The sequence below is a fragment of the Patescibacteria group bacterium genome, assembly GCA_030583705.1.
Taxonomy (GTDB): Bacteria; Patescibacteriota; Patescibacteriia; order Patescibacteriales; family Patescibacteriaceae; genus Patescibacterium.
Genome location: CP129471.1, coordinates 749,845 through 776,357, shown reverse-complemented (window position 1 = coordinate 776,357; position 26,513 = coordinate 749,845). Strand labels below are relative to the sequence as shown.

27 protein-coding genes are annotated in these 26,513 nt (G+C 37.7%); 19 read left to right on the top strand and 8 right to left on the bottom strand.

The features are described from left to right. Together QY321_03820 and QY321_03815 are read left to right on the top strand one after the other, a co-directional pair. Complete coding sequence (locus tag QY321_03820) at window positions 1–573, top strand: PH domain-containing protein (GenBank protein WKZ24716.1); 573 nt, start codon at window positions 1–3, stop codon at window positions 571–573. A 17-nt stretch (window positions 574–590) separates the two neighbouring features. After that, complete coding sequence (locus QY321_03815; GenBank protein ID WKZ24715.1) at window positions 591–1,610, top strand: prepilin-type N-terminal cleavage/methylation domain-containing protein; 1,020 nt, start codon at window positions 591–593, stop codon at window positions 1,608–1,610. A gap of 37 nt (window positions 1,611–1,647) precedes the next feature. Here QY321_03815 and QY321_03810 read toward each other — a convergent pair whose 3' ends face one another. After that, a complete protein-coding gene (locus QY321_03810) occupies window positions 1,648–2,712 on the bottom strand; it encodes a Fic family protein (GenBank protein ID WKZ24714.1) in 1,065 nt (354 codons plus the stop codon). Window positions 2,713–2,967: 255 nt separating this feature from the next. On the opposite strand from QY321_03810, the gene QY321_03805 reads away from it, so the two are divergent. Continuing rightward, window positions 2,968–3,297 carry a hypothetical protein gene (locus tag QY321_03805; GenBank protein WKZ24713.1) on the top strand — a complete coding sequence of 110 codons (330 nt, stop codon included), beginning with the start codon at window positions 2,968–2,970 and terminating at the stop codon, window positions 3,295–3,297. A gap of 90 nt (window positions 3,298–3,387) precedes the next feature. On the opposite strand, the gene QY321_03800 is transcribed toward QY321_03805, so the two are convergent. Further along, on the bottom strand, window positions 3,388–4,590 hold the full coding sequence (locus QY321_03800; GenBank protein WKZ24712.1) for a reverse transcriptase domain-containing protein: 1,203 nt from the start codon (window positions 4,588–4,590) through the stop codon (window positions 3,388–3,390). A gap of 352 nt (window positions 4,591–4,942) precedes the next feature. Between QY321_03800 and infB the strand changes: the two genes are divergently transcribed. The 16 genes from infB to QY321_03720 all read left to right on the top strand — a co-directional run bounded on the left by infB (window position 4,943) and on the right by QY321_03720 (window position 19,145). Further along, entirely contained in the window at window positions 4,943–6,922 is a 1,980-nt protein-coding gene (infB, locus tag QY321_03795; GenBank protein ID WKZ24711.1) for a translation initiation factor IF-2, read from the top strand. A 15-nt stretch (window positions 6,923–6,937) separates the two neighbouring features. Further along, complete coding sequence (locus tag QY321_03790) at window positions 6,938–7,351, top strand: ribosome-binding factor A (GenBank protein ID WKZ24710.1); 414 nt, start codon at window positions 6,938–6,940, stop codon at window positions 7,349–7,351. Window positions 7,352–7,370: 19 nt separating this feature from the next. Continuing rightward, complete coding sequence (locus QY321_03785; protein ID WKZ24709.1) at window positions 7,371–8,360, top strand: bifunctional oligoribonuclease/PAP phosphatase NrnA; 990 nt, start codon at window positions 7,371–7,373, stop codon at window positions 8,358–8,360. Window positions 8,361–8,406: 46 nt separating this feature from the next. Next, the gene (locus tag QY321_03780; protein ID WKZ24708.1) at window positions 8,407–10,101 is read left to right on the top strand and encodes a hypothetical protein; all 1,695 of its coding nucleotides are present in this window, start codon (window positions 8,407–8,409) and stop codon (window positions 10,099–10,101) included. Window positions 10,102–10,214: 113 nt separating this feature from the next. Further along, the gene (locus QY321_03775; GenBank protein ID WKZ24707.1) at window positions 10,215–10,730 is read left to right on the top strand and encodes a CvpA family protein; all 516 of its coding nucleotides are present in this window, start codon (window positions 10,215–10,217) and stop codon (window positions 10,728–10,730) included. A gap of 33 nt (window positions 10,731–10,763) precedes the next feature. Beyond that, window positions 10,764–11,594 carry a TatD family hydrolase gene (locus tag QY321_03770; GenBank protein WKZ24706.1) on the top strand — a complete coding sequence of 277 codons (831 nt, stop codon included), beginning with the start codon at window positions 10,764–10,766 and terminating at the stop codon, window positions 11,592–11,594. Between the two features lie 297 nt (window positions 11,595–11,891). Beyond that, on the top strand, window positions 11,892–12,176 hold the full coding sequence (locus QY321_03765) for an AtpZ/AtpI family protein (GenBank protein WKZ24705.1): 285 nt from the start codon (window positions 11,892–11,894) through the stop codon (window positions 12,174–12,176). A gap of 54 nt (window positions 12,177–12,230) precedes the next feature. Then, complete coding sequence (locus QY321_03760) at window positions 12,231–13,061, top strand: FoF1 ATP synthase subunit a (protein WKZ24704.1); 831 nt, start codon at window positions 12,231–12,233, stop codon at window positions 13,059–13,061. 105 nt (window positions 13,062–13,166) lie between these two features. Continuing rightward, window positions 13,167–13,379, top strand: a complete 213-nt coding sequence (gene atpE, locus QY321_03755; protein WKZ24703.1) for an ATP synthase F0 subunit C — start codon at window positions 13,167–13,169, stop codon at window positions 13,377–13,379. A 76-nt stretch (window positions 13,380–13,455) separates the two neighbouring features. Further along, a complete protein-coding gene (gene atpF / locus QY321_03750) occupies window positions 13,456–13,950 on the top strand; it encodes a F0F1 ATP synthase subunit B (GenBank protein WKZ24702.1) in 495 nt (164 codons plus the stop codon). A gap of 1 nt (window position 13,951) precedes the next feature. After that, on the top strand, window positions 13,952–14,377 hold the full coding sequence (locus QY321_03745) for a F0F1 ATP synthase subunit delta (protein ID WKZ24701.1): 426 nt from the start codon (window positions 13,952–13,954) through the stop codon (window positions 14,375–14,377). A 59-nt stretch (window positions 14,378–14,436) separates the two neighbouring features. Further along, window positions 14,437–15,963, top strand: a complete 1,527-nt coding sequence (gene atpA, locus QY321_03740) for a F0F1 ATP synthase subunit alpha (GenBank protein ID WKZ24700.1) — start codon at window positions 14,437–14,439, stop codon at window positions 15,961–15,963. Window positions 15,964–15,969: 6 nt separating this feature from the next. Then, window positions 15,970–16,908, top strand: a complete 939-nt coding sequence (atpG, locus tag QY321_03735) for an ATP synthase F1 subunit gamma (protein ID WKZ24699.1) — start codon at window positions 15,970–15,972, stop codon at window positions 16,906–16,908. A gap of 36 nt (window positions 16,909–16,944) precedes the next feature. Continuing rightward, on the top strand, window positions 16,945–18,318 hold the full coding sequence (gene atpD / locus QY321_03730) for a F0F1 ATP synthase subunit beta (protein WKZ24698.1): 1,374 nt from the start codon (window positions 16,945–16,947) through the stop codon (window positions 18,316–18,318). Between the two features lie 5 nt (window positions 18,319–18,323). After that, on the top strand, window positions 18,324–18,758 hold the full coding sequence (atpC, locus tag QY321_03725; GenBank protein ID WKZ24697.1) for an ATP synthase F1 subunit epsilon: 435 nt from the start codon (window positions 18,324–18,326) through the stop codon (window positions 18,756–18,758). Between the two features lie 234 nt (window positions 18,759–18,992). Continuing rightward, entirely contained in the window at window positions 18,993–19,145 is a 153-nt protein-coding gene (locus QY321_03720) for a lysine biosynthesis protein LysW (GenBank protein ID WKZ24696.1), read from the top strand. Between the two features lie 81 nt (window positions 19,146–19,226). Here QY321_03720 and murD read toward each other — a convergent pair whose 3' ends face one another. The 6 genes from murD to QY321_03690 all read right to left on the bottom strand — a co-directional run bounded on the left by murD (window position 19,227) and on the right by QY321_03690 (window position 26,510). Continuing rightward, window positions 19,227–20,555 carry a UDP-N-acetylmuramoyl-L-alanine--D-glutamate ligase gene (gene murD, locus QY321_03715; protein WKZ24695.1) on the bottom strand — a complete coding sequence of 443 codons (1,329 nt, stop codon included), beginning with the start codon at window positions 20,553–20,555 and terminating at the stop codon, window positions 19,227–19,229. Window positions 20,556–20,577: 22 nt separating this feature from the next. Next, the gene (polA, locus tag QY321_03710; protein ID WKZ24694.1) at window positions 20,578–23,400 is read right to left on the bottom strand and encodes a DNA polymerase I; all 2,823 of its coding nucleotides are present in this window, start codon (window positions 23,398–23,400) and stop codon (window positions 20,578–20,580) included. 2 nt (window positions 23,401–23,402) lie between these two features. After that, window positions 23,403–24,107 carry a nucleotidyl transferase AbiEii/AbiGii toxin family protein gene (locus QY321_03705; protein ID WKZ24693.1) on the bottom strand — a complete coding sequence of 235 codons (705 nt, stop codon included), beginning with the start codon at window positions 24,105–24,107 and terminating at the stop codon, window positions 23,403–23,405. Window positions 24,108–24,123: 16 nt separating this feature from the next. Beyond that, window positions 24,124–24,723 (bottom strand): hypothetical protein, encoded by a 600-nt coding sequence (locus tag QY321_03700; protein WKZ24692.1) that lies wholly within the window; start codon window positions 24,721–24,723, stop codon window positions 24,124–24,126. 230 nt (window positions 24,724–24,953) lie between these two features. Beyond that, window positions 24,954–25,565 (bottom strand): NlpC/P60 family protein, encoded by a 612-nt coding sequence (locus tag QY321_03695; GenBank protein ID WKZ24691.1) that lies wholly within the window; start codon window positions 25,563–25,565, stop codon window positions 24,954–24,956. Between the two features lie 168 nt (window positions 25,566–25,733). Beyond that, window positions 25,734–26,510, bottom strand: a complete 777-nt coding sequence (locus tag QY321_03690; GenBank protein ID WKZ24690.1) for an alpha/beta fold hydrolase — start codon at window positions 26,508–26,510, stop codon at window positions 25,734–25,736. Window positions 26,511–26,513: the final 3 nt, after the last annotated feature.

Below are 26,513 nucleotides of genomic sequence, written 5' to 3'. Positions count from 1 at the left end.
ATGTTAAAACTTTATCGTATAGCCCATGTTTTACCCGAAGAGGAGGTTAAGATGATTGTTCATCGGGACCCTATTATTGCCTTAAAGAAGGTTGGTTTGTTTTTTATACTGGTAGCTTTACCGGCGGTTTTAGTTTACATGATGATTAATCTTTTTCCGAGCATTATGAACCATGTTTGGCTTTGGCCAGCTATCCTTTTGGCCATTAGCGCTTATCTGCTTTTTATCTGGCTCTTTTTATTCTTTATGATTATAGACTATATTCTTGATGTTTGGTTTATCACTGATCAGAGAATAATTGATGTTAAACAAAACGGTTTTTTTTCCAGAACGGTTTCTGAACAGTATTTATCCAGAGTACAAGATGTCTCAACCGACACACATGGTATAATGGAAACCATGTTCCGTTACGGTGATGTTACAGTCCAGTCTGCTGGACAAATGAACAAGCTTTATTTTGAACAAGTTCCTCATCCTGATCATATAAGAGATTTAATTATTAAGTTAGCACATGAAGCCGCAAAGAAGAGCGGACAACAAACAGGTCCGGTTACTAGTAGTGAAACGGTTTAAGAATATTAGCTTTAATTATGTTTTTACTTAATTCCAAGTCTCGCCAAGTTCGGGCGGGATTTACTTTAATAGAGTTATTGGTAACTATTGCCATTATTGGTATTATAGCTACCTTAGCTATAATCTCTCTTTCTGGCAGTCGCTTTAAAGCCGAGGATAGTAAAAGGCTTGCTAATCTTCGTTCTTTGTCTACTTCTCTTGAGCTTTATTATGCTAACAATAATGAATACCCTTCATCTTTAACAGTAGGAGAACCCCTTATAGACAGTAATGACAATATTTATCTTTCCAGTGTTCCATCAACAGCTTGGTCTGGTGGTAGTGGTTATTCCGAGGAATATGGTTATGCTTCTGGGGGAGGAGAATATGCTTTATTTACTTATCTTAGTCAAGACGGACCATATCTTCAGTCTGCTAGAGGAAACTTTAAGCCCATTCATTGGTTTAATTTTGAGGAACAAACAGCTAGCATAACAAGCCTTGGTACAGTGGGAGGTAATACTAAATTATGGTACGGCTCAGGCCCAAGGTATGGTCAGGGCAAGGTGGGTAATTACGCAGCTTCTTTTAATGGTACTAACGATTATTTACACGGAGGAGCTCAAGCTCCCACCCTAACTGAGGTAACCTTAACTGCCTGGATTTACCCGACAGATGTAGCTTCTTTAAGAAATATTGTGGGTGGGCAATATAATCCTTCTAACACTTTTAGGTATCCGGCAGTTCAAAGTGGGGCATTTTTCTTTCATACTGGAGCTTCTTATTTATCTACCGGACCATCAACAGTTTTTGCTAATCAATGGCAACATATTGCAATTACTTCTCATCTAATTACCAAAGAAATGAAAATTTATTTAAATGGAACTATTAGATTTGATGGTATAGCTTCAACCTACAGCGGAGGTTATGTTCCAGCTTACATAGGTACGGTTGATGGAACACAAAGAATGTTTCAGGGTAGGATAGATGATATTCAGATTTATGACAGTATTTTATCTGAGATTGAGATTAGAGCAATCTATGAAGCAGCTCAATAATTTAGGATAAATTCTTATTTTTGTTTTTGTGGGAGTATTATAATTTCACATACCGTGTTCCACGACCACGTCCGATCCGTTTAATTAGTCTAAGCTCGATTAATCTTTCTAGTGCTTGACTGACCGTAACAGTTATGATCCCGGTAGTTTTTGCAATCTCACCTGGAGCGGCCTCACCTACACTGGAGAGATATTTCCAGACCTGGTATTGCTTGGGAGATAGAGTATCTTCGACTTTCTCGTCTTGTAGATATGAGAGAGTCTTTGTTGCTTGCTCTTTTACGACTGACAAAAAGAAATTAAGCCATGGCACGATGGTATCGTGTTTGGTCTTAAATGTTTCTTGAGATTTGCGAAGTGCCAAATAGTATTCATCTTTGCGACGTTCTATAATTTGTTCGTGCGAGACATATTGCACAAACTGATAGCCGGATTGGAGTAGTAAAAGATTTGTAAGTACACGTGAAAGACGCCCATTGCCGTCTTCAAAGGGGTGGATTTTTAGAAACTCAATTATAAAATTTGCGATAAGAAGCAAAGGATGGAAACGGTTCTTCTCAAAAGCATCCGTTGTCCAATCAATAAGCTCCCCCATTTCTTTTCCAGTAAGAAAGGCGGGGGTGGTCTCGAAAATTATCTTGGTGACTTGACCATCAGGCCCAAGTACACCAACAGTGTTCTCTTTCTTTTTGTAACCGCCACGATGTGTGTCGTCTTTGCGGGAGTATTTAAGAAGCTGATTATGAAGTGAGGTGATCATACTTTCCCGAAGTGGCAAGGTCTGAAAGCTGTCGAACACATTTTGAAGTACTTCAAGATAGCCCTGAACCTCTTGTGAATCACGATCGGAAAATTTTGAGACTGAAAGTCCCTGCATGACTTTCTCAACCTGTTTATCCGTTAGTTTTGCACCCTCTATACGAGTGGACGAACCGGCAGAAGTAATAATCACCGAGCGCTTTAAACTAGTAATGGCTTGCGGAGTCATTCGCAAACCTGACTTAAACTCACCTCTAATACCATCGATCTCTGCCAAGAGAGTAACGATGTGTGGCTCGGGGTTCTTGATCCTGAGATCAAACTTTTGAGTAATGTTTTTCATAAATTTACTAATATAGGTTATATATGTGATTATATGTGATTATATGATTAAATGCAAGTGTTGCTCCAGTTAAGTTGTCTTTTGGCCTATTCCTAATTATTGATCATTTTTTGTAATATTAATATAAAGATGATTAGTTATAAGAAAAAGAGCAGATAACATTTTTGTCCTTGACAATACTTACAAATTATGCAAGAATATAAAGTATTGTTCTTTAAACAAATTTTTGTATAAAACTTAAAAAGGAAACTAAGAATGAAAACTACAGAGTATCTTTGGTGGATTGAAACTATTAGGCAAGATTATTTTAGAAAGACTTTACCATTTACCATTGTTTCATGGGTAGCCTTTACTATTTGCCTTATTTCATTTTTTTTACCCAGCTCTAGTATGCAAGATTCACAATTGTTTTTTCAAATTACATCTATAAGTTTCACAATAGCTGTATTGGGGCTTTTAATTAAGTGGATTATCTTAGAAAAATTAGATAAAAGGATTAAAATAGTAAAAGATCTTTGGATAGCTTCAAATCCGGCAGAATACAAAAAACATAACGAAGCGTTAAGTTGTTTTTACGATGAATGATAATTCAACAATAGCATTGATTATAAAGAGTTGCTCTCGGGTAACTCTTTTTTATTTTGTTATAAAAATAGCCACCTCCTTATTTGGTTATTAAGAGGTGGCTTTATTGTTTTCAAATTTTGAAATGACTTTTTTCAGTTGGTTGGGCATAGTCTGATTTTTATAAACTCCTCGGGCTAAACTGATATAGCCTTTTGCTGTGTTGGTAAGAGTTTTATCATAAATTGCCCTGTTGATTATTCCTCTGACTTTTTTTATGATTTTTTTGGGAAAGCCAACTGAACTAACTTTAAAAGATTTATTTTGCTCAAGATTTTGTCTAGCTTTTTTCCTGACAGATTTTTTCTTCATAGTGTTAATCAAAGAAGAAAGCTTTTCTCCGGAGACATTTTGTTCACTGACTCTTAAACCAGTTATTAGGGCACCCCCTCTTTTTTTGGAGTATACCCTTGTTTTTTCCTTATTAACTTTTAGGATTCCGTTTGACTCAATAATTTCTATTATCTCATTTATCTTGTCTCGTTGGTCGCTACTTGATGATATAACAATGTCATCAGCATATATTGTTACAAGGCATTTGCCTTTTGTATTCTCAGAAAGGAATCTTTTTATGTCATTGATAACATTAAGATGGGTAAGTACCAGAGCCATTAAAAAAGGAGAAGTGGGTGGACCTTGTGGTAAACAACCCTCGTTGGTAATTAGAGGTTTTAACTCGGATAAGAAGTCTTCTATATATGTATTGATCAAATACTCTTTACCTTCTTGTCTGATAAGCCATCTAAACCACGGCACCTTTCTATTGGAGAGTATAGGGGGTCTTGGATAGTTTTTGAATGAAATTCTTTTCTCAGCTCTTTTTTTCGCTAGTTCTCGACATTCATTTACCTCGTTTACCAAGATGCTTCTTAGGGCATCTATTATTACCGAGTCTTTGACCGAAGTATAGGCATCTTTAAGGTCAATCTTAATTACATTGCCCATGTATAAAAAATTATGTATATGAGCATTTACTATTGGCCCCTTGCTTTTACCGGCGGTTAAATCTTCATCCAACAGTCCTCTTTTTTCAATTCTTCTTAAGAACATTCTTAAGAATCTTCCTTGGAATTCTTTTAAATCATCTGATGGGATTGATAATTTTCTTATTCCCCCAGATCTTTTTTTTATTGAGGCGATTGTGTAACTTGATTCTGCCTCGGAAATTATTTCCCTTAACTCAAATGGATCTTTATATTCCGTAAGATCCATGAGTAATTTGAATCCACTGTACGGAACATTAATTTTTTCCATTTTTAAGGTTTGATTTTTAAAGAAAGAATCGGGAGGAGCCGTCAACGGCGGCTCCAAGGTTGAGCTTTATTATTTCGATTTATTCAGTCTTTGTCTTTAAGTCTTGTTCTTTTGGTCTTCAAGACGGACAAAAACTCATCTTTTATGAAGCGGCTAGATGCTAACCGCCCGAATTATACTTATTTGCTATTTAAGCTAACCTACTCGGTGTATCACTTAAGATATACCTGAGGCTTTGATATCCCGACCTATCTAATTATAATATATTAGGTTGATTGGTAAGTCAATCATTGACTTTTCCAAAAAATTGTTGTAATATTAAATAATCTTAAGTAATATTTTAATTTCTTTCATGAATATATCAGAGTTAGCGCGTATTTTAAAGATCCCTCCCCAAGAGCTTCGGGATAACTTACCGAAGCTTGGTTTTGATATTGGGCAAAAAGCCATTAAGATAGATAACCATACTGCTAATAAAATAATCAGGAGTTGGAGTGTTTTATCTAGGCGTTTAGCCAGTCGTCGTGCGCCAGAAGAAAAAGTTAAGTTAACTGCTCCACCCGAAGTTACTAGTATCACTGTACCGCCCTTTATTACGGTTAAAGATTTTGCTGCTTTGGTTAAATTACCAATTAACAAGATTTTGGCCGAGCTAATGAAAAATAACATCTTTGCTTCTTTAAACGAAAAGATAGATTTTGACACCGCTTCGGTTATTGGTGCGGATCTGGGTGTGGAAGTTGAGGCTTTGGGTGAAGAAGAAGCTATTGGACAAGATCTTAATGAATCTGCCCAGGAAAAAATTAAAGCCAGCTTAGTTGGAGAAGGCGAAAATCTGGATGTTGTTTCTCGTGCACCAGTGATAGTTATCATGGGTCATGTTGATCACGGAAAAACCAAATTATTGGACACCATTCGTCATAGTAATGTTACAGCTTCCGAAGCCGGTGGTATTACCCAACACATTGGTGCCTACCAAATTATTCATAAAGATCAGCCCATTACTTTTATTGACACTCCCGGACACGAGGCTTTTACAGCCATGCGTAACCGTGGAGCCAAAGTGGCGGACATTGCCGTTTTAGTGGTAGCCGCCGATGATGGAGTTAAACCGCAAACCGTTGAAGCTTATCGTATTATTGAAGCCGCTAAACTTCCCTTTTTAGTAGCTATTAACAAAATAGATAAAAGCGAAGCTAATTTAGATAAAACCAAACAAGAATTGTCTTCTAAATTAAATATCATTCCCGAAGACTGGGGTGGTAAAATAGTTTGTGTGCCTTTGTCTGCTTTAAACGGTGAGGGAGTTAACGATCTTTTAGATATGATTCTTTTAGTAGCTGAAGTGCAAGCGGAAACCCTTAAAGCCAATCCCAAAGTTTCAGCTTTGGGTACTGTTATTGAATCTCGTTTGGACAAAAGCGAAGGTCCAACCGCTACCGTACTGGTACAAAACGGCACCCTGTCCGTAGGGGATAGTATTATTTTTAACGGTTTTGCTGCCGGTAAAGTAAGAGCCTTAAAAGATCACACCGGAGCCATGATAGATAAAGCTTTACCTGGTTCTCCGGCTAAACTAATCGGCCTTAAAATGGTACCTTCAGTGGGAGACATCTTGGAAGTAGGTGTCGGACAAAAAGGGCTTAAGCAATACAAGTTGGAAAAGACCGTTGCGGCGGTTAATACCGGTAATGAAGAAGAAAAAGAAGAAACCGGTGAAGCCATTAATTTTATAATTAAGAGTGACACTTTGGGTTCTGGTGAAGCTATTGAAAACTCCTTATCTAAGATAGACAGCCAAGGAGTTCGTTTAAAGATTGTTAGTAAAGGACTTGGTAATATTGCCGAAGGAGATATTGAAAGAGCTGAGGCTGGTAGTTGCCGAGTGATCGGTTTTAACGTCAAGCTTTCTCCTAAGGCTGAAATTCTAGCTAGAGACAAGCAAGTGGCGGTTAAACTTTATAAAATAATTTACGACTTAATTAGTGATGTTAAAAAAGAGATTCAAGAATTGGTTAAGCCAGAAGTAGAACGTATTGATTTAGGTAGACTTAAGGTACTGCAAATTTTCAGGACAGAGTCTGGTAAACAGATTATCGGGGGTAAGGTTTTGGACGGCCTTTTAAAACCAGGTGCTTTTGTTGAACTTATGCGTAATAAGGAAATGATCGGCCAAGGTCAGGCTCCGACTTTGCAAAGTGGTAAAATAGACGTGGATCAGGTGGAAGCCGGTAGCGAATGTGGTGTGCTTTATGAAGGTAAGGTTCCGGTAGAAGTGGATGATATTCTGGTTTATTACGAAGAAAAAAAGATTACCAGAAAGGTACAATAATTTATTTTTAATTTCATGTCTCGTCTTGATCAAGTAAATTCCGCCATGCAGCGGGAGCTTTCTTTAGCTCTAGCTCGACAGGCGATTTTCCCTAAAGCTTTAGTAACGGTTATTAGCGTTGTTTGTACGCCGGATTTGCGTTGGGCTAATGTTAGAGTTTCTGTTTTACCGGAAAAATACAATGGTACGGTTTTAACCGAACTAAGACAAAAAACCGGACAACTTTCCGAAAGCCTGCGTCGTCGTTTAGTTTTTAAGCGCTTACCTAAAATTAACTGGCTAATTGATTCCACCGCTAGTCGCGCTTCTGAGCTTGATAAAGTTTTTAAAGAGGTTGAAGAAAGTGAACAAGATAAAAAGAAGGGAAGTACGGAAAATAGCGAGTTGGGAGGCATAGAAAACCAAGAGACTAAAAAGACGGATGATTAATAATAAGTCAATAACTCTAATGAATAATTCGCAAGATATTAAGCTTGATCTTTTTTTATATCAACGAGCCTTTGAACTTCTTCTTAAGGCTAAAAATGTCTTATTGGTTACTCACCTTAATCCGGATGGTGATGCTTTGGGTTCTTTATGTTTTACTATTGGTTTATTAAAAGATAAGGGCATTAAATATACCGCCTATTGTGCTGGACCCCTACCAGATCACTTTTCTTTCTTGCCTTATTTTTCCGAAATTATTACGGATAAAAGTCTATTAAAACTCGCTAATTATGATCTAATTGTTAGTTTGGATTGTGGTAGTGTTAAAAGAACAAATTTATTAGAGGAGATAAACGCGCGTTTGGACGGACAGTTTTTTATGGAAATAGATCATCATACTTCTGAGGAGGGTTTAAGTGATTTTGTCCTACGTGATCCCCTGGCTGCTTCCACCACTGAAATTCTTGAGCAGATAATTAAAGCTGCCGGCTATGTTCCTTCCCCTCCCTTAGCTCGTTGTCTTTTAACTGGTCTGGTTACTGATACCGGTGGTTTTATTTATCCGGCTACCAGCCGACAAACCATGTTCGCTGCTTCCCAGATGCTTTCACGGGGTGCCAATGTTTTTAAAATTATGGACAATACTTGGCGCACTAAATCTTTACCGGATTTGCGTCTTTGGGGCCTGGCTTTAGCTCGTCTAAGTGTTAACCCTCTTTATAATCTGGCTTTTACGGTAATTACCGAAGAAGACATGAAAGAGACGGGTGCTGATCATGAAGCTATTTCAGGTTTGGCTGGTTTTATTACTTCTTCTCCTGAGTTTGCCGCTGTTTTGGTCTTACACGAAGAAGATGGTTTCGTCCGGGGTAGTTTACGTACCACCAGAGACGATGTTGATGTCTCGGCTTTAGCTAAGCTCTTTGGCGGCGGCGGTCATACCAAAGCTTCGGGCTTTAGTATAGCTGGAAGACTTAAACTTACTCCAAAAGGCTGGACACTTGAAAAATAACCGTATTAAGGGTAAAGTTAAGGTAATTAGGTAAGTTAAAAGTTATATGCCCCTTCATTCAACGCAACAAAAATCGGCGGTTTCCGAAATTACCCCTGGAGCAAAAAAATTGTTCAGGGCTTTATATTTGGCTAAAAATCCTAGAGAAGAGACTAATGAAAATATACCGAAAATACAAGTTTCGGATATGATCTCTAAGATCTCTTTTTATTATGAAAAAATTCGTAACGCCGTTCATTACACCGAAGAACATCTTTTACGCAAAGATGCGATCTTTCGTATCTTAAAAAGACAATTGGTTATTGAGGGTAGTTTGCGGTTAGTTAAGCCCAATGACACTAAACTAATTGCTGAACATCTTTTAACAGAACTTATTCGGGCCGGTTATCTGCCAAACAATACTTTACCAGAAACCATGACTGAGGAAGTTTCTATTTTGATCCAAAAATATGTAGCTTTAAAAAAGATTTTTTTGTCTGATTCAACAGGACGCTTTAATTTCTTTTCCGCTAAGAATTCGTATAATACTCTAGATAGTCGTTCTGATTTAACTAACTGGCTTTTGGGTCTAGCTGCTTCTGAGATAGAGGAAAAAGTTGAGCCTGATCAGGTGGTTAAAACCGTTACCACCGTTATGTTTAAGTTATTGGAAAAAAGAGTTGAGCTACCTGTTAGCTTGCCTTATGAAAGAGACTTACCGATTCAACTTTATCTGGCTATTAGCAGAGTTTTTGGTCGTTTGGACGAAGATATGTTATCTTTGGTTTTGATGCGTTATTTTAACGAAGAATGGGATGAACCTTCGCCGACAGAGTTAAAAAAAATCGCCAAAAATTTAGCGACTATGAAAAAGGCCGTTGATGATCAGCTGGAGCATCCTTTATCTGCGCAATTAAAACGAGTTGTTTCTTCTTACACTGTTTATTTTCGTATTTTGGAAGACGTGGCTAGAGAAGATCCGGTCGCGGTCTATGATGCTTTAGCGGCTGATCCCGCTTCTTTTGCTCATTTGGTTCGTAAGGCTTGTAATAAAAGGTATACTCAAGCTAAGCGTAAGCTTTGGCGAGCGGCTGTGCGGAGTATTATTTATATTTTATTAACTAAATCGGTCTTTGTGGTTCTTTTAGAAGTACCGGCAACCGAGTTTTTCGGACAACACACCAATGCTTTATCTTTGCTTATTAATATCGCTTTTCCGGCCGCCTTGCTTTTCTTTGCTATTGCCATAACCAGATTACCTGGCAAGGAAAATACCGATAGAATTTTAGCTGGTATAGAAGAAATTGTTTTTATGAAAAAGCGTAAACAAGAGCCCATTACTTTGCGTAAGCCGGTCGGACGTCATCCGGTAATTAATGTGATCTTTGGTTTAATTTATACCGTAACCTTTTTTATTACCTTTGGTGGAGTAATCTGGATTCTTGACTCCATCCAATTTAGTTGGGTAAGTATTATAATCTTTGTTTTCTTTTTGGCTTTTGTAAGCTTCTTTATCATTCGTATTCGTCGCACAGCTAAAGAGTGGATTGTTGTTCCGCCCAAAGAAAACTTTATTCGGTTTTTGGTGGACTTTTTCTCGGTACCAGTGGTAGCGACCGGTAAATGGTTATCCGGTAAATTTGCTCGCTTAAACGTTTTTGCCTTTATCCTTGACTTTATCATTGAAGCACCATTAAAGATTCTAATTGAAGTAGCTGAACAGTGGACCAAATACGTTAGAGAACGCAAGGATGAATTATAATTTTTTGGTTTTTAAAGCAATGATGTTTTTAATTTAATCGGTTGGTTATTCATTAAGTCATTTATTCATTTTATTTATTATTTTATTTATTTTTAATTTAAACATCTAAATATATGCCTATTTTGGACGTTGTTTTAATTATTATTTTAGCTGGCTTTATCTTTTACGGTTTTTCCGTAGGATTAATTAGAGCGGTAGGCGCTCTTTTGGGTATTATTGCCGGTGCTTGGTTGGCTGCCAATTATTATCTAACAGTTTTTAGTTGGTTTTCTCAATGGTGGATTTGGCAGGAACACATTGGCAAGATCCTGAGCTTTATCCTTTGCTTTACACTGGCCAGCATGTTAGTGGGCTGGATCTTTGCCATTATTGAAGGAGCTTTTAATGTGGCTGCGGTCTTGCCTTTTCTTAAGAGTTTTAATCGTCTTTTAGGAGCGGCTTTTGGCTTCTTAGAGGGCGCTATTGTTTGCGGTTTAATTTTGTTTGTTATTGGGAGGTATGTGCCGGAGAATACTGCTTTCGGGCAATGGATAGAGACCTCGGCGATTGTTGGTTTTTTGGTGGGCTTTTCTAAGATTATTGCTCCCATGTTGCCTGAATTATTTAAGAAAGTTAAAGGTTTTATTTAATTAACGTTTTTATCATTTAGAAATTATACTCTCATGTTTTTTGATACTCATTGTCACCTAAATTCTAAAGCTTTTTCCAATGATGCGGATGAAGTAATTCGCCGAGCCTTAGCCGAAGCTACTTGGATGAATATTATTGGGTTGGATTATAAAAGCTCTAAGAAAGCTTTGGAATTAGCTAATCGTTTTGAGTCTGGTGTTTACGCTGCTGTGGGTTTACACCCGACTTCGCTTTTTTCGTTTCAAGGAGAAGATGGAGAAACCATACCGGCGGAAGTTTTTAGTCTGGACATGTATCAAGTACTGGCCGATATGCCCAAGACGGTGGCTATTGGGGAGATTGGCTTGGATTATGCTTGGCATGGGGATGAGGATAATATTGAACAAAGAAAAGAATTACAACAAAAAGTTTTTAGACAACAACTGGAGTTGGCTTTGAACTATAATCTCCCGGTAATTATCCATTGTCGCCAAGCACATGATGATCTTTGGAAAATAATAGAAAAGTTCAGGGCGGATTTTAGAGAAAGATTACCCAAAGACAAGCCTTGGGGTGTGGTGCATTGTTTTTCTGCTGACGAGAATACCGCCTGGAATTACTTTAATGCTGGTTTAATAATCTCCTTTACTGGACTGATTACTTTTAGCCAACGCTGGGATGATTTGATTCGTAAAGTACCCTTGGATAAGATGATGATTGAAACAGATGCGCCTTATATGACTCCTGAACCTCATAGGGGTAAACGCAATGAGCCTGTATTGGTTAAGAGAGTAGCTGAGAGAATGGCCCAAATAAGGGGAGTCTCCGAAGAGAGTATAGCCCAAGCCACCACAGAGAATGCTAGGAGATTGTTTGGGGTGTAGGGGGTTTTTAACAACTATTTCTCGAAATGGAAACAGTTTAAATTCGTATTATAATTAGAAATAGATAACATAGATAACCTTTAATTATATCACACATAATATAATTTGTCAATAGAAGAAGTTTTTTTATTTATCTCTTTCTTTGTTTCTTTCCCTACTTTTTCTCTTTTTTTCATATTATCTCTTTATACACAGTAAAATCATTGACTTTTACCGTAAATCAAGTAAAATTAATCAGGGAAGCCCAAGAGGACTTTCTTTCCCAAGGATCATTTCCTTGTTTTTATTTTTTTCGCTATGAGCTCTTCTCAGGATAATTCTTTATGGCAAGAAGCCTTACGTATCTTCAGCCGTTTATCTGGTTGGGTTTTTCTGCCGCTTTTAGCCGGAGTTTTTCTAGGTCGTTGGCTAGATAACCGATATGCTTCTTCTCCGCGCTGGTTTTTAATTGTTACTGGCCTAGCTTTTGTCATCTCCATGATCGGGCTGGCTGTCCAAGCTAAACGTGAGTTTGCGATTTTTGATGTTTCAAGTAAAAATAAAGATAGTTCAGTAAAAGACTCAGATCATAAAGAAAAATAAAATACAATTATAACAGTTGACTTAATTTTTAATTAACTTAGTTATTCTAACAAGATGGCCGCTTCCGCTGATTCAAGCCAAGAAATGAAACATGAGCATATGCTCTATGCTGAACCGATTTTTAATATCGGTGATTTTCCTGTAACCAATTCTTTGTTTACTTCTGCTTTGGCTTTGTTGGTTATCATTTTGGTCGCATTGTCTCTTCGTTCAAAAATTAAAACCGTGCCAGGTAAGTTACAAAATGTTTTTGAAATGCTTTTTGAAAAGTTCTTTGAGATTTTTGATTTAATTACCGGCTCTAGGCAAAAAACTTTAAAGTTTGCTCCTTTTGCCTTAAGTTTCTTTTTCCTTATTCTGATCAACAACTGGATGGGTTTAATACCAGGCATGGGATCTTTTGGTCATATTGTTATTCAAGACGGTTATCCGCACTTTATTCCTTGGTTGCGAGGTGGTACTGCTGATTTAAATACCACTTTAGCCCTAGCTTCCATTGGAGTAGTAGCCAGCCATATTTTCGGAGTAGCTGCTGTCGGGGCTTGGAGTTATCTTAATAAGTTTATTAACATCAAGGCCTTTTTGGAGATTCCTAAAAAAATCCTTAAAGAGCCAACCATTATTTTGGTTAATCCGATTAAAGCCTTTGTGGGGTTAGTGGAGATTATCGGAGAAGCTGCCAAGGTTGCCTCTTTGTCTTTTCGTTTATTCGGCAATGTTTTTGCCGGTGAAGTGCTTTTAGCTTCCATGGCCGCTATCTTTGCTTTTGTTGTACCTATCCCTTTTATATTCTTGGAAATAATCGTCGGCTTGATTCAAGCGCTGATCTTTGCTATATTGGTTTTGATATATGTTTCCATTAGTACCTCAGCGGAGGAGCATTAGTTTTTAAAATATTAAGATGGTTTAATGCCTAATCTTTGCCCTTAAAACCCGGTTATTTGAGTTTTTAGGATAAAGATCAGTTATTAATTAATAAAAGACAAAAATATGGAAAATGTTATGCTTGCCAAGGCTTTGGCTATTGGTTTGGGCTCAATTGCTCCGGCTTTGGGTATCGGTTACATCGGTGCTAAAGCTATGGAAGCCATTGGTCGTAATCCGGAAGCAGCCGGTAAGATCTTGGTGCCGATGCTTTTAGCTTGTGCTTTTGCTGAAGCTATCGCCATTTACGCCTTAGTTATTGCCTTTGGTATTAACTAGGTAATGGTCTTTTGACCACCTGCTCCGTTCTAGATTAGATGGGGCAGACGTTAAAAGATTATTAAATTTCCCTTTTATGGATTCTTTGATTTCCAATTTTTATCTAGATATTAAGTTGTTGATCGCTCAGGCGGTTAACTTTGCTATTGTTTTTCTTATTCTTTATTTCTTTGTTTTTAAGCCTTTGTTTAAGGTAATGGGCGATCGTTCGGCTAAAATTGAACATAGTTTAAAGTCAGCACAAGAAATTGAAGAACGTTTAACCAAAACGAAAGAAGAACAAACTGTTTTATTGCAATCCACCAAAGCTGAAGCAGCGGCTATTTTAGAACAAGCTCAACATAAAGCCGATCTGAAAAAGGATGAATTAATAGCTAAGGCCAAAGAAGAGATCGGAGTTTTAATTAACCGAGAAAAAGCCAGAATGCAAACTGAAAAAGCTGAAATTCTTGAAGAGATTAAAAAAGAAGTGGCCGAGATGATTGCTTTAAGTTGGCCCAAGATTTTGGCTGAAAAAATGGATAAAGAAAAAGATAAAAAAATTATTGAAAAGTCTTTAAAGAACCTCTAATATGTCTTATCCTTCTTCCGTTTACGCTAAAGCCTTACGAGAAATTTTGGCCGAAAGACCAAATAAAGATTTCCCGTCCATTATAGACGGTTGGCTTAGGCTGATAAAGAAATCGGGAGATTATAAGAGGTTGGAGGCGATTATGAATGAAGTGCAAAAACAAAACGATTTGGCGGCTGGTTTATGTAGAGCCAAGTTATCTTCTGCCTATAAGATGGATAGTGAAGCTATGAAGATTATTACCGAAACGGTTTTAAAACAAACCAAAGTTAAAGAAGTTGTTTGGGAGCAAGTTTTAGAGCCAGAGCTTTTAGGAGGCGTAATTATCAGATATGAGGATAAGGTAATTGAGGCTGATTTACGCCATAAGCTGTTAAGCTTAAAGAAGGCTATCTTGGCTCCGGTAGAAAGAGAATTAAAAGTTTAAATTAAATTAATTTAAAATAAAAATAATTTTAAATCATTAAGATCATTATTATCAATTGTATGTCACAAACCAAAGATTTTTTAGTAGAGCAGATTAAAGAGCGTATTGCTTCTTTTGAGGAAGGAGCTACTCGCAGTTCGGTTGGACGAGTTATTCGTCTGGGCGATGGTATTGCCGCCATTACCGGCTTAAGTGAAGCCAGAATGTCGGAAATGCTTGAAATTAAAACTTCAAACGGTTCGGTTACTGCCGTAGCGCTTAACTTGGGCGAAGACGAAGTTGGAGCTATTATTTTAGGCGATAGTCGTTTTGTTAAGGAGGGTGATGAAGTTAAGCCTATGGGCCGTATTCTTGAAGTACCAGTGGGAGAGGGAGTGGTTGGTAGAGTAGTTAACCCTTTGGGTGAGGCTTTGGACGGAAAAGGTGCGGTAGCGGCCTCTGCGCACTATCCGGTGGAAAAAATAGCCCCTGGGGTTATTACCAGACAATCTGTTAATGAACCTCTGCAAACTGGTATTAAATCCATTGACGCTATGGTACCGATTGGACGGGGACAACGTGAGCTTATTATTGGAGATCGTCAGGTAGGAAAAACTGCCATTGCCATTGATGCTATTATTAACCAAAAAGGTAAGAATATTAATTGTATTTATGTAGCCATTGGACAAAAAGAATCTAAGGTAGCTAGTATTTTATCTAAATTAGAAGAAGCCGGAGCCATGGAATACACCACTATAGTTTTAGCCGGAGCTTCTGATCCTTCTCCTCTTTTGTATATCGCTCCTTATGCCGGTTGCGCTATGGCTGAATACTTTTTAGACCAAGGCAAAGACAGCCTGATCGTTTATGATGATTTATCTAAGCACGCGGTTGCTTACCGAGAAATCGCCTTGCTTTTGCGTCGTCCTCCTGGACGTGAAGCTTATCCTGGTGATGTTTTCTATCTTCACTCTCGTCTTTTAGAAAGAGCTTGTAAGCTTAATCGCGAACACGGTGGTGGCTCCATTACCGCTTTGCCGATTATTGAAACCCAAGCCGGAGACAGTAGCGCCTATATTCCAACTAACGTCATTTCCATTACCGATGGACAGATTTATCTTGAGCCGGATCTATTCTACCAAGGTATTCGCCCAGCCATTAACGCCGGTTTATCTGTTTCCCGTGTCGGTTCAGCCGCCCAAATTAAGGCTATGAAAAAAGTAGCCGGACAACTTCGTTTAGAAGCGGCTCAGTATCGTGAGTTAGCCGCCTTTTCCCAGTTTGGTTCAGATTTGGATGATGAAACAAGACGAAAACTAGAGAGAGGTAAGAGACTTTTTGAAGTCTTCAAACAACCTCAATATTCACCGGTGCCGGTAGCTGAACAGACGGTTATTTTCTGGGCCGCTACTGCCGGAGAATTGGATAATGTACCAGTGGAAAAAATTGTAGAGTTTGAACACGGTTTAAGACATTACCTTAATTTGTCTCATGGTGAGTTATTAGCTGAAATTGAAAAATCTGGAGTTTTAAGTGATGAAACAGTTGAAGCTTTAAAGCAAGCAGTGCTTGATTATAAAACTACGGTGGATTACCTTATTGTTTAATTTTATATGGCCAAAACCAAAGACATCCAAAGAAGAATAAAATCTGTTGCCAGTACTAAAAAGATTACCAGGGCGATGGAGATGGTGGCGGCTGCCAAGATGCGTAAAGCAGTGGAAGCGGCTTTGGCTACCAGAACTTATGCCAACTTAAGTTGGGAAACGCTTTTGCACGTAGCTGAAACCAAAAATGGACAAGGTGTTCATCCTCTTTTGGAAAAACCCAAGGAGATGAAGCGTCAGGCTATTGTGGTTATTACTTCCAATCGCGGTTTGTGTGGTGGTTTTAATTCTGCTTTATTAACTGAAGTAAAACAAGCAGCTCGCCAAGATGATTCAAAAACAGATTTGGTCTTAGTTGGGCGTAAGGGAGAAGTTCTAGCTTCCGAGTTTGAGGTATCTGCTCGTTTTCCTAAAGAAGAAGCTTTAATTGATTCTTCTTCAGTAACCGCTTTGGCTAAGTTTATTATGGACGGTTTTATTGAAAAGAAATATGATCAAGTTCTAGTAGCTTATACTGATTTTATCAACGCTGTTAAACAGTCTCCGAGGATTAGGCAACTTTTGCCGATTGAAACTCGTCCGACTGATGGGGCTTTTGGTCTTTTTGACCGCGATGATAAAGTTGGTTTAACTCCTGAGATGCTTGAGTCTAAGGAGAAAAAACATTTGTCTGGACAAGGTTTGTCTTATGAATACACTTTTGAGCCTTCGGCTCATGAAGTGTTAAAAACCGTGGCACCTCGTTTGGTGGAAGTCCAACTTTTGCAAGCCATGCTTGAGTCAAGCGCTTCGGAGCATAGTGCTCGTATGTCCGCTATGCATCAGGCCACTAAAGCGGCCGGTGATTTGGTTGGAGAATTGACTTTGTTCTACAACAAAGCCAGGCAAGCTTCCATTACCGGTGAGATTGCCGAAATTACGGCCGGGGTGGCGGCGCTTGAATAATTTAATAATTGTCTTTTATATTTTAAAACTATCAATATGTTAAAAAATAACCAGGGTGAGATTAAGCAAATTATCGGAGTGGTGGCGGATGTTCATTTCCCAGGACATTTACCGGATATTAATAACGCCTTAACCGTAACTAACGGGCAAACTTCTTTAACTTTGGAAGTTGCACAACACTTGGGTGGTAATATGGTACGAACAGTGGCTATGAGCACCACCGACGGTTTAAAGCGCGGAGATATTGTTACAGATAGCGGAGCTCCCATTACCGTACCAGTTGGACAAGAGACGTTGGGCCGTATTTTTGATGTTTTAGGAGAAACTATAGACGGTGGAGCTAAAGTTGAAGCTAAGCATACTTATCCTATTCACCGCAGTGCCCCGGAATTTACTGAACAATCTATTAAGACTGAGATTCTAGAAACCGGCATTAAAGTTATTGACCTAATCTGTCCTATTCTTAAGGGTGGTAAGGTTGGTTTATTTGGTGGAGCTGGTGTTGGTAAGACGGTAATTATCCAGGAGTTGATCAATAACATTGCTAAGGCTCATGGTGGAGTTTCAGTGTTTGCCGGTGTAGGAGAGCGTACTCGTGAAGGTAATGATCTTTATCATGAAATGAAAGAAGCTAAGGTTATAGACAAGCTGGCCATGGTTTTTGGACAGATGAATGAACCACCTGGAGCTCGTGCTCGCGTGGCTTTAACTGGACTTTGTATGGCCGAGTACTTTAGAGATGAACAAGGTCAAGATGTTTTATTCTTTATAGACAACATTTTCCGTTTCACTCAGGCCGGTGCTGAAGTTTCGGCTTTGCTTGGAAGATTGCCTTCAGCCGTGGGTTATCAGCCGACGTTGGCGACTGAAATGGGACAATTACAAGAACGTATTACTTCCACTAATAAAGGTTCCATTACTTCCATTCAAGCCGTTTATGTTCCGGCTGATGACGTAACCGATCCCGCACCGGCTACTACCTTCGGACATCTTGACTCTACCGTAGTTTTGTCCAGAGGATTATCCGAGTTGGGTATATATCCCGCGGTTGACCCACTAGACTCTTCTTCTACTATTTTATCTCCGGATGTTGTTGGACAAGAGCATTATGAAACAGCTCGTGGGGTACAAAAGATTTTGCAGCGTTATAAGGACCTTCAAGACATTATCGCTATTCTTGGTATGGAAGAATTGTCAGCTGAGGATAAGATTACCGTTAGTCGCGCTCGTAAGATCCAAAGATTTTTGTCCCAACCTTTCTTTGTGGCTGAGACCTTTACCGGACGTAGTGGTAAATATGTATCTTTAAGTGATACTATTAAAGGCTTTAAAGAAATTCTTGAAGGTAAATATGACAGTAAGAGCGAAGATGAGTTTTATATGAAAGGCACCATTGAAGAAGTGGCTTAAATAATATGTCAGATAAAGATTTTTTCACTTTTGAAATAGTTTCTCCCGAAAGAGTGGTTTTAAAAAGCCGCGTTAGTCGGGTAACCGTCCCGACGGTTAGCGGTGAGATTACTATTTTACCCCACCATATTCCCTTGGTTTCTATTTTGGCACCTGGGGTGGTTGAAGCTGAAACCGAGAATGGAGATATTGAGATTATGTCTGTGTCTGGTGGTTTAGTTGAAGTGGTTTTGGGTAAGGTGGTGATTTTAGCGGATACTGCCGAAAGAGCAGATGAGTTGGATGAAGAATTGATCGCACAGGCCAAGAGTGAAGCAGAGAAACTTAAAGAAAGAATTCGCCAAGGTGATGATGTAGACTTCGCAGCTTTAAGTGCTAAGTTGGAAAAAGCTTTGGCTAGAGAAAGAAGTTTAAAACGTTGGCGTAATTTGCCGAAATAGGTTTAAGTGACCATGATTTTGGCGCCAAGGGTCTCAATAAAAATAATCCCTATTTGCTAAAGGCCTCTCAGGTAATTTGGTGATAAAACCAAAAAATTGGGGACAGTTATTTTATAAGAAAATTAGTGCATACTGAGTAAACCATCAAAAAACACTTATATTATAAGTAATTTTGGCGGTTTTTTTGTTTTTAAGAATATGTTATAATAAAAGCAACTTAATTATTTATTTTTTATGATCATAGGATCTTGCCCCTTGTGTCATAGCGACGTTATCTTGGATGACGAAGTTTATGAACAAGATTTGCTTACTTGTTCAAACTGTGGGAAAGACTTGGAGGTGGCATCTTTGTCTCCTTTATGTCTTGAGGCAGTTGAAGAAGAATAGTTTTAAGGATTTTTATCAATCTACTTCCTTTAGGTTGGTTTTATCATCAGCTAAAATAAATGCGTCAACCACTTGGCGCATTTATTGTTTTTTAAGGAGTTGCTTAAATTTTTCTCCTCTTTCTTTGTAATTTTTAAAAACTCCGAAACTGGCACAGCCAGGGGAGAGTAATATTATATTTTCTTTAGACACTATTTTTTTAACTGTTCTTCCCGCCTCTTGCATGCTTTTAACTACAGTTATTTTTTCTTTTGGATATTTAACTTTTTTAAGTTCTTTAAGGATTTTATCTGAGCCTTTGCCTTGGAAAAGTATAACTTGTTTAACTTTTCTTTTCTTAATTTCTTTAGCCATTTGGGAAAAATCCGATCCTTTATCTGCACCACCGGCTAAAAGAATTACTGATTGTTTAAATGACTTAAGAGCGGTTATGGCTGATTCTGGAGTAGTCGCAAAACTATCGTTATACCAAAGAGCGTCATATTTTTTACCTATGTATTCCAGACGGTGTTCAAGTCCTTTAAAGTTTTTAATTGCTTTAGTGTAAGTTTCTTTTTTAATTTTAAGTCTTTTAGCCACTTCTTCGGCCAGGGCGATATTTTCTTTATTATGTTCTCCTGGTAGTTGGTTAACTAGCTTGCCTTTGTTTGTATAAAAAACCTGTCCCTTTGGTTTGGTTTTTATAATTTTTTCTTTAATTTTTACATTAGCGATTAAGATGTCATTTTTATTTTGGTTTTGCCACAGTTTAGCCTTGGCTTGCCAATAGTCTTTTAACGAAACATGGTAGTTGGGATTATTGGGATCAGCTGGGGATAGATGTTCGGGGTAAAAATTAGTCATAACGGCTATTGCTGGACTAGTTGTCATATCTTCTAACTGAAAACTTGAAAGTTCTAATATTATGTAATCTTGTTCTTTTATTTTTTCTAAAAAAGTAAAGGGCGCTACTCCGATATTACCTCCTAACCAAGCTTTTTTTCCGCTTTTTTTAATAATTTCATAAAGTAGACTAGCGGTAGTGCCTTTACCTTTAGTACCGGTTATGCCGATTATCTTTTTACTAGGACAAGCTTCAAGAAAGAGTTGCATTGGAGAGATAATTTTAAGATTTTTCTTAGCCAGTTTTTTTCTTAGTTCAGGGGATAGAAATACTCCTGGTGAGCGAATAATTGTTTCGTATTTTTGAAGGTTGGTAAAATTAGGCTTAGTAGAGGTCCAGCTTACATTATCCCATTCTTTTATAGTCGGGTATTTTTTCAAGAGTTGTTTATATGATAAAAAATCAAAGACAATGATTTTTGGTTTAAAGTTATTTTTGTGCCAATACCCCAGCATAGCTTCCATCTCAGAGCCAAGCCCCAGACAGGCAATTTCTTTTTCCATGGTTTTTAGATCAACTTTTTTCATATTTAGTAATAGTTTTAACTTTTTATATTTTAAACTCTTCAAGCTCTTCCCAGTTATCTCCGATCTTAGCTTCAACTACAATCGGTACGGATAATTTAATGACATTCTCCATTATTTTTTTTATCTCTGGCGCTACTTTAGTGATAACTTCCAGCTTTGCCTCAAAGATTAATTCGTCATGTACTTGTAGGAGCATTTTAAGATCATTGGGCCATTTTTCTTGGATCATTTTATGTATTTTAATCATGGCCAGTTTAATAATATCCGCGGCTGAGCCTTGAATCGGGGTATTAATAGCCATTCTTTCAGCAGCTTTACGAATCATAGCGTTACTGGCCGTAATATTTTCTAATTGTCTTTGTCGCCCGAAAATTGTTTTAACAGAGCCTGTTTCTACCGCCTCGGCGATGGTTTTATCTATGTATTTTTTTATGCCACTATAGGCGGCAAAATATTCTTCAATAAATTGGCGAGCTTCTTGGTAGGGGATGTCGGCGGTTTGAGCTAGACCATGCGGACCTTGTCCATACAGAATACCGAAGTTTATGGCTTTGGCTTGTCTGCGCATCTCTGGGGTTACTTGATTAATTTCCACATGATTAATAGTGGCGGCCGTAGCAGTGTGAATGTCTTGTTTTTCCCTAAAGGCTTTAATTAGTCCCTTGTCTTCGGACAAATGGGCGGCCAGGCGGAGTTCCATTTGTGAGTAATCCAGACACAATAGTTTTTTGCCGGTTGTTGGTATAAAGGCGCGGCGAATACGGCGTCCCAGTTCGGTACGGATGGGAATATTTTGGAGGTTTGGTTCAGTGGAAGAAAGTCTGCCGGTAGCGGCAATGGTTTGATTAAAACTGGTATGTAGACGATTGGTTACTGGATTAAGCAAGAGCGGCAAAGTGGAGATATAAGTGGATTCTAGCTTGGTGAGTTCACGGTAGGCAAGAATCGGTTCAATAATGGGATGTTGGCCTTTAAGTTTAAGAAGCTCTTCCGCACCGGTGGAAATACCGGTTTTAGTTTTACCTAAGCCGGCTGAAGAAATTTTTAATTCGTCAAATAGAATTTCCTTCATCTGTTTGGGTGAGGCAATATTAAATTCTCGGCCAGCTAGTTGCCAAATTTTTTTCTCAAGTTTTTTAATGTCTTGCTCTACGACTTTTTTAAGTTTGGCTAAAAATTCTTTATCTAGGGCGAGACCGTTAGTTTCCATTTCCATTAGACAGTCTATTAAAGGCATTTCCATTTCAACAAAAACTTTTTTTAATTCGGTTTTTTGATCAAGCTCTTTTTTTAAAACCTCATAAAGCCGCCAGGTAACATCAGCGTCTTCACAGGCATAGTTGCCTAGTTTATCTATGGGGATTTCGCTAAATTCTAGCTTGTTTTTACCTTGCCCTAACAGGTCTTGTGAGCTTATCTTTTCCAAACCAAAGCGTCGGACGGCCAAGGCGTCCAGACTGTATTGGCGATCACCAGGATTTAAAAGATAGGCGGCCAACATGGTATCAAAATCAAAACCGGCTACCTCAATACCGAATTGTTTAAGAATTTTAAGGTCAAATTTGCCGTTATGGGCCACTTTCTTAATTTTTTCATCCTCTAAAATCGGTTTGAGTTTTTTAAGCCAAGGGTGAGTTACTGAGTCATTTCCATTGCTTTCTTCTTTAGCTGAAAAAAGATTAATTTGGCGGCTTTTTTTGTTCTTATTGAAAGAGGGTTGGCGAAGGGAAAGAAAGTAAGCTTCACCGGCTTTAAAAGAAAAGCTTATACCCAAAAGATCTGAGGTAAAGCAATCAAAGCCGCTGGTTTCCGTGTCAAAGGCTAGGCGTTTAATTGAAGATAGTTTTTTTAAAAATATTTTAAAATCTTTTTCTTCAGTGATTACTTGGTAAGAAAACTTTTCCTCATTACGACTGAATTTATCTGCTATGCGCGTTTCTTTATCTTCTTTTTTGCCGACTAGGTCAAGTAGCCTGGGTAAGAGAGAGCGGAATTCAAAATGCTCAAACAGTTTAACGGCCGCTTGACGATTAAAGTCTCCAAATAAAAGATCGCTTTGTTTAAATTCTAGTTCTATATCTCGTCTAATAGTCGCTAGCTCCCTACTAAGCCTGGCTTCTTTTTCTTCTCCAAGTAAAAGTTCTTTAAGACGGGGTTTGATAGTTTGATTTTTTGGTAGTTTTTTATAAAGGTTATCCAAAGTCTTAAATTCTTTAAGTAATTCAATGGCGGTTTTTTCTCCAATACCTCGCACGCCGGGAATATTGTCGCTAGGGTCGCCACGTAGAGCTTTGTAATCAATAATCTGCTCAGGGGTTAGGCCGTAGCGTTCCATAATTTGTGCTTTGTCATAAATTAGGCTTTCGTTTAAGCCACGACTCATAGTATAAATTTTGGTGGTATCATTTACTAACTGCAAAGTATCCATGTCACCGGTCACGATAATATTTTCTGTTGTGGCCCCCATTTTTGTAACTATCGTACCGATAACGTCATCGGCCTCACAACCAGGTATCTGGAAAACCGGTATACCCAGAGCTTCGCCCACTTCTTTGGCTTTAGGAATTTGTTCATATAGACTGTCTGGTGCGGCTTTTCTAGTAGCTTTGTATTCTTTATATGCTTCATGTCGGAAATGCTTACCCTTATGATCTAAAGCCAAAACTACCATCTGGGGCTTAAATTCCTTTAAGGCGCGTAAAAGAAAGGCTGTAAAGCCATAGAGGGCATTAACCGTTTCTCCACGGCTGGTTTTCATAGTTTCTGGCAAGGCGTGAAAACTCCTATGGATTAAGGCATTACCGTCTAGAACTAGAAGTTTGGGGAGTTTTTTGGAAGGGGACATATTTATTTTTCTTTTTCTAAAGCGAGTCTAAGTAAAAATAATGTTTCTGATTTAAGTTTTGCTTTTGCCCATAACTTTTGTTTCTCGGTGAGTAATTCACCCATACCAGAGAGAATATTGCTGTCATCAAATTTATCCATTACCTTAATACATTTTTTTAAAAACTCCACATAAGTAATCCCCATGCGATCCTCAATAATCTTTTTATTGACTGGCCAATCGTGAGAAAGAAAAAATTGAACATCAAAAATATCACGGTTTGTCTTACCGATTCGCTCATACATGGCACATAATTTGTGGGCCGCCATATCTTCTTTTACCATTACTTGCATAGAAATACCTAGATATGACTTTATTGAATAGTTGGATCCAAATTTACGACGATTAATTTCCACCTTAATATTTTGAGCGTTAATATTTTTATTATCATAGGCAAGAATGTAAAGAAAATTAAACCTTTTCTTCTCAGCCTCTTTTATTTTACCGTAATTTTCTATAATCTTTTTAACACGTTTAAATACGTACTCTTCTTTTTTTGTATCCAGTAAATCAAAATCCAAATCAACAGAGAAGCGATCAAGATCGTAGAACAATGTAGCGGCCGTTCCGCCTTTAAATCCTAAACTAGCACTGATTGTTGGATCAGTGTAAATATCCTTGAGGATTTTTACCATAATAGTTTTATGTTTTGTAGCGTCAAGAGCCATATGATTATTGTTTTACTTACTCGTTTGTTAGTTTAAAATCTTTTTTAAAGGCTTCGTGATACATTTTTACCATTTTTGCCATTCGTTTGTTCCCTCCATAAATAGGTAGAATCTCATATATTTTTTCCCAATCCAAAGCTGAGAGATTATCAAAATAATAGTTTTTATTGAGATAGATAACATCTAAAAAGGCGCGCTCGGGTGAGGCGATACTATAGTTCTCTCTGGATTCTATACCGATATGATTAGTTAGAATAGTATCTTTGATTTTTTTGTATGAATATTTCTGTCCATCACACTCAATTTCTTTTGTGGTGTAAGAAGCTACAAAAATTTGACCGTAGAATTGAAACGTAACTCCAGCTGCTCCTAAAGTTGTCTCAAAGCTAACATACGATGGAGTATATATTTTTGTGGCCAATTCATATCTATCGTAATCTTTGTCTTTAGAGTAAATGCCTCGGCGAATAGAATTCATTTTCCCCGCCTTAATATAGCGGTGAATTTTCTTTTTTACGAAATTTACATCAGATTCTCTCCAAAGTAAGACAAGGTCTTTAAAAGTAAAGACTGTTTTTTTGGATCTCATTATGTCTAGAAGGTAGTCTTTTTCCATAAATTGCTGATTTGTGCTATATTGGTACCCAAATATGGGTACCTTTAGTTTAAATTATATACTATTATAGAAATAATAGCAAGTCCTTCTTCAGCTTCATATTCCCATTATACCATAGGAATGTCTAGTTTAGAACCCTTAGAATTGTTCCATAGTGTGCACAAGGCATGTTCTAAAAAAATTAAAGCCTCATTAATTGATGAGGCTTATTATTTATAGCTTATTATAATTTATTTATTAAGGGTTTGCAAAATAACCCATCTTATGTCATCGGACGTTTCAATTTCTCTGTCGGGAGGAGTTTTTAAAATCGTTATTTGTGAGTCTTTGGGTATATAACGTTTTATCCCACGGAATTTGTTTTTGTTAATAAATTCACTTACAGAAACCTCAGTAATTCCAACTCTTTTATTAGCTGCGTGAATTACGGTGTTATTACCTGTGGCTATGCCGACATGACCTATGCCTTTTTTAGGATTGTCTTGATAGTAATTAATATAACCGGATGTAAAAATAACATCTCCGGCTATTAAATCTTTAAGGCTAATTTCTTCCCCCAATTCTTTTTGCTGTATGGATCGCCTTGGTAGCCAAATACCTATTTGACTGTAAAGCCATTTGATAAAACTAGAACAATCCACAATATTTGGAGCTTCACAAAGCCTTGCTCCTCTTTGATATTTAGATCTATCGATACATTGACGAGCCAGTTCGATAATATCCACTTCAATTAAGACAAACCCTTTGTTTTTAAGTATGGACAAAGCCATTTCTCTATCAATTGGCAGCTTAAGATGATCAATAATTACCGCGCAACGATTATTAACCGCTCTGTACTTCATTTTTTCTCCTTTTTATTTTTATAAAGAACAAACAAAAAACCCACTTAAGAAGTAGGGTTTTAAAGTTTAATAAATTAAATAATTACCTCTACCTCCTAGTGGAAGAAGTTAATATTTAGAGTAAATCCTGACCAGGTTTTTGTATTACGGTTATGTAGCATAAGGTTTCTATATTTTATTTAACCAATCTAAGATTATTTTTTTAATCTGATCCAAATGTTCTTTTTTTCTGAAAGTATGAGGGGCATCTTTAATAACGTGGTACTCTTTAGGCTCCGGTAGGATATCAAAAAATTGTTTAACATGTTCAGGGGGAGTAGAAGTATCATGCTCTCCCACAATTAATAGTTTGGGCATGGTTAGTTTTAAAGCCTCAGGTGTTAAATCATATTTTAATCTGTCTATCATATGAGACCAAGGTAGTCTTTTTATTAGACCTGGTCTTGATTCACTTTTAGTTTCCAGCCAACCGGTTTTCTGCCAATTAATGAGTTGTTCATTTTTATATTTTTGATGGGCTTCCAGACTTAATTTACCAGAAGTAACAGTAGAAATTGGAGCGAGGGCTAGAACCTTTTGCGGATATTTTTCTGCATAAAGACAAATACAAATACCACCCAAGCTTTGGCCCGCCATAATAAATGGTTCTTGGTACCAGGCTTGATTTTTAGACCAAGCAACAACATCTTCAAGATCTTCATAATAATTGGTAACAGTAGCCTCTTCGTATCTTCCACTGCTTTCCCCAATGGAGTTAGTAGTGTCAAAACTAACTACTGTATAACCTTTTTCCAAAAGTGCTTCTGCGAGAGTTCTTATGTGGTCTTGCTCTTTAAAACCTCCCAGACCGTGCATAACAAAAGCCAGACCTTTGGCTGAGCTTTTTTCTCCCACTAATACACAGATATCTTTTTGGTGACGATTTTTTATAAAAAGTTTTTTCATTAG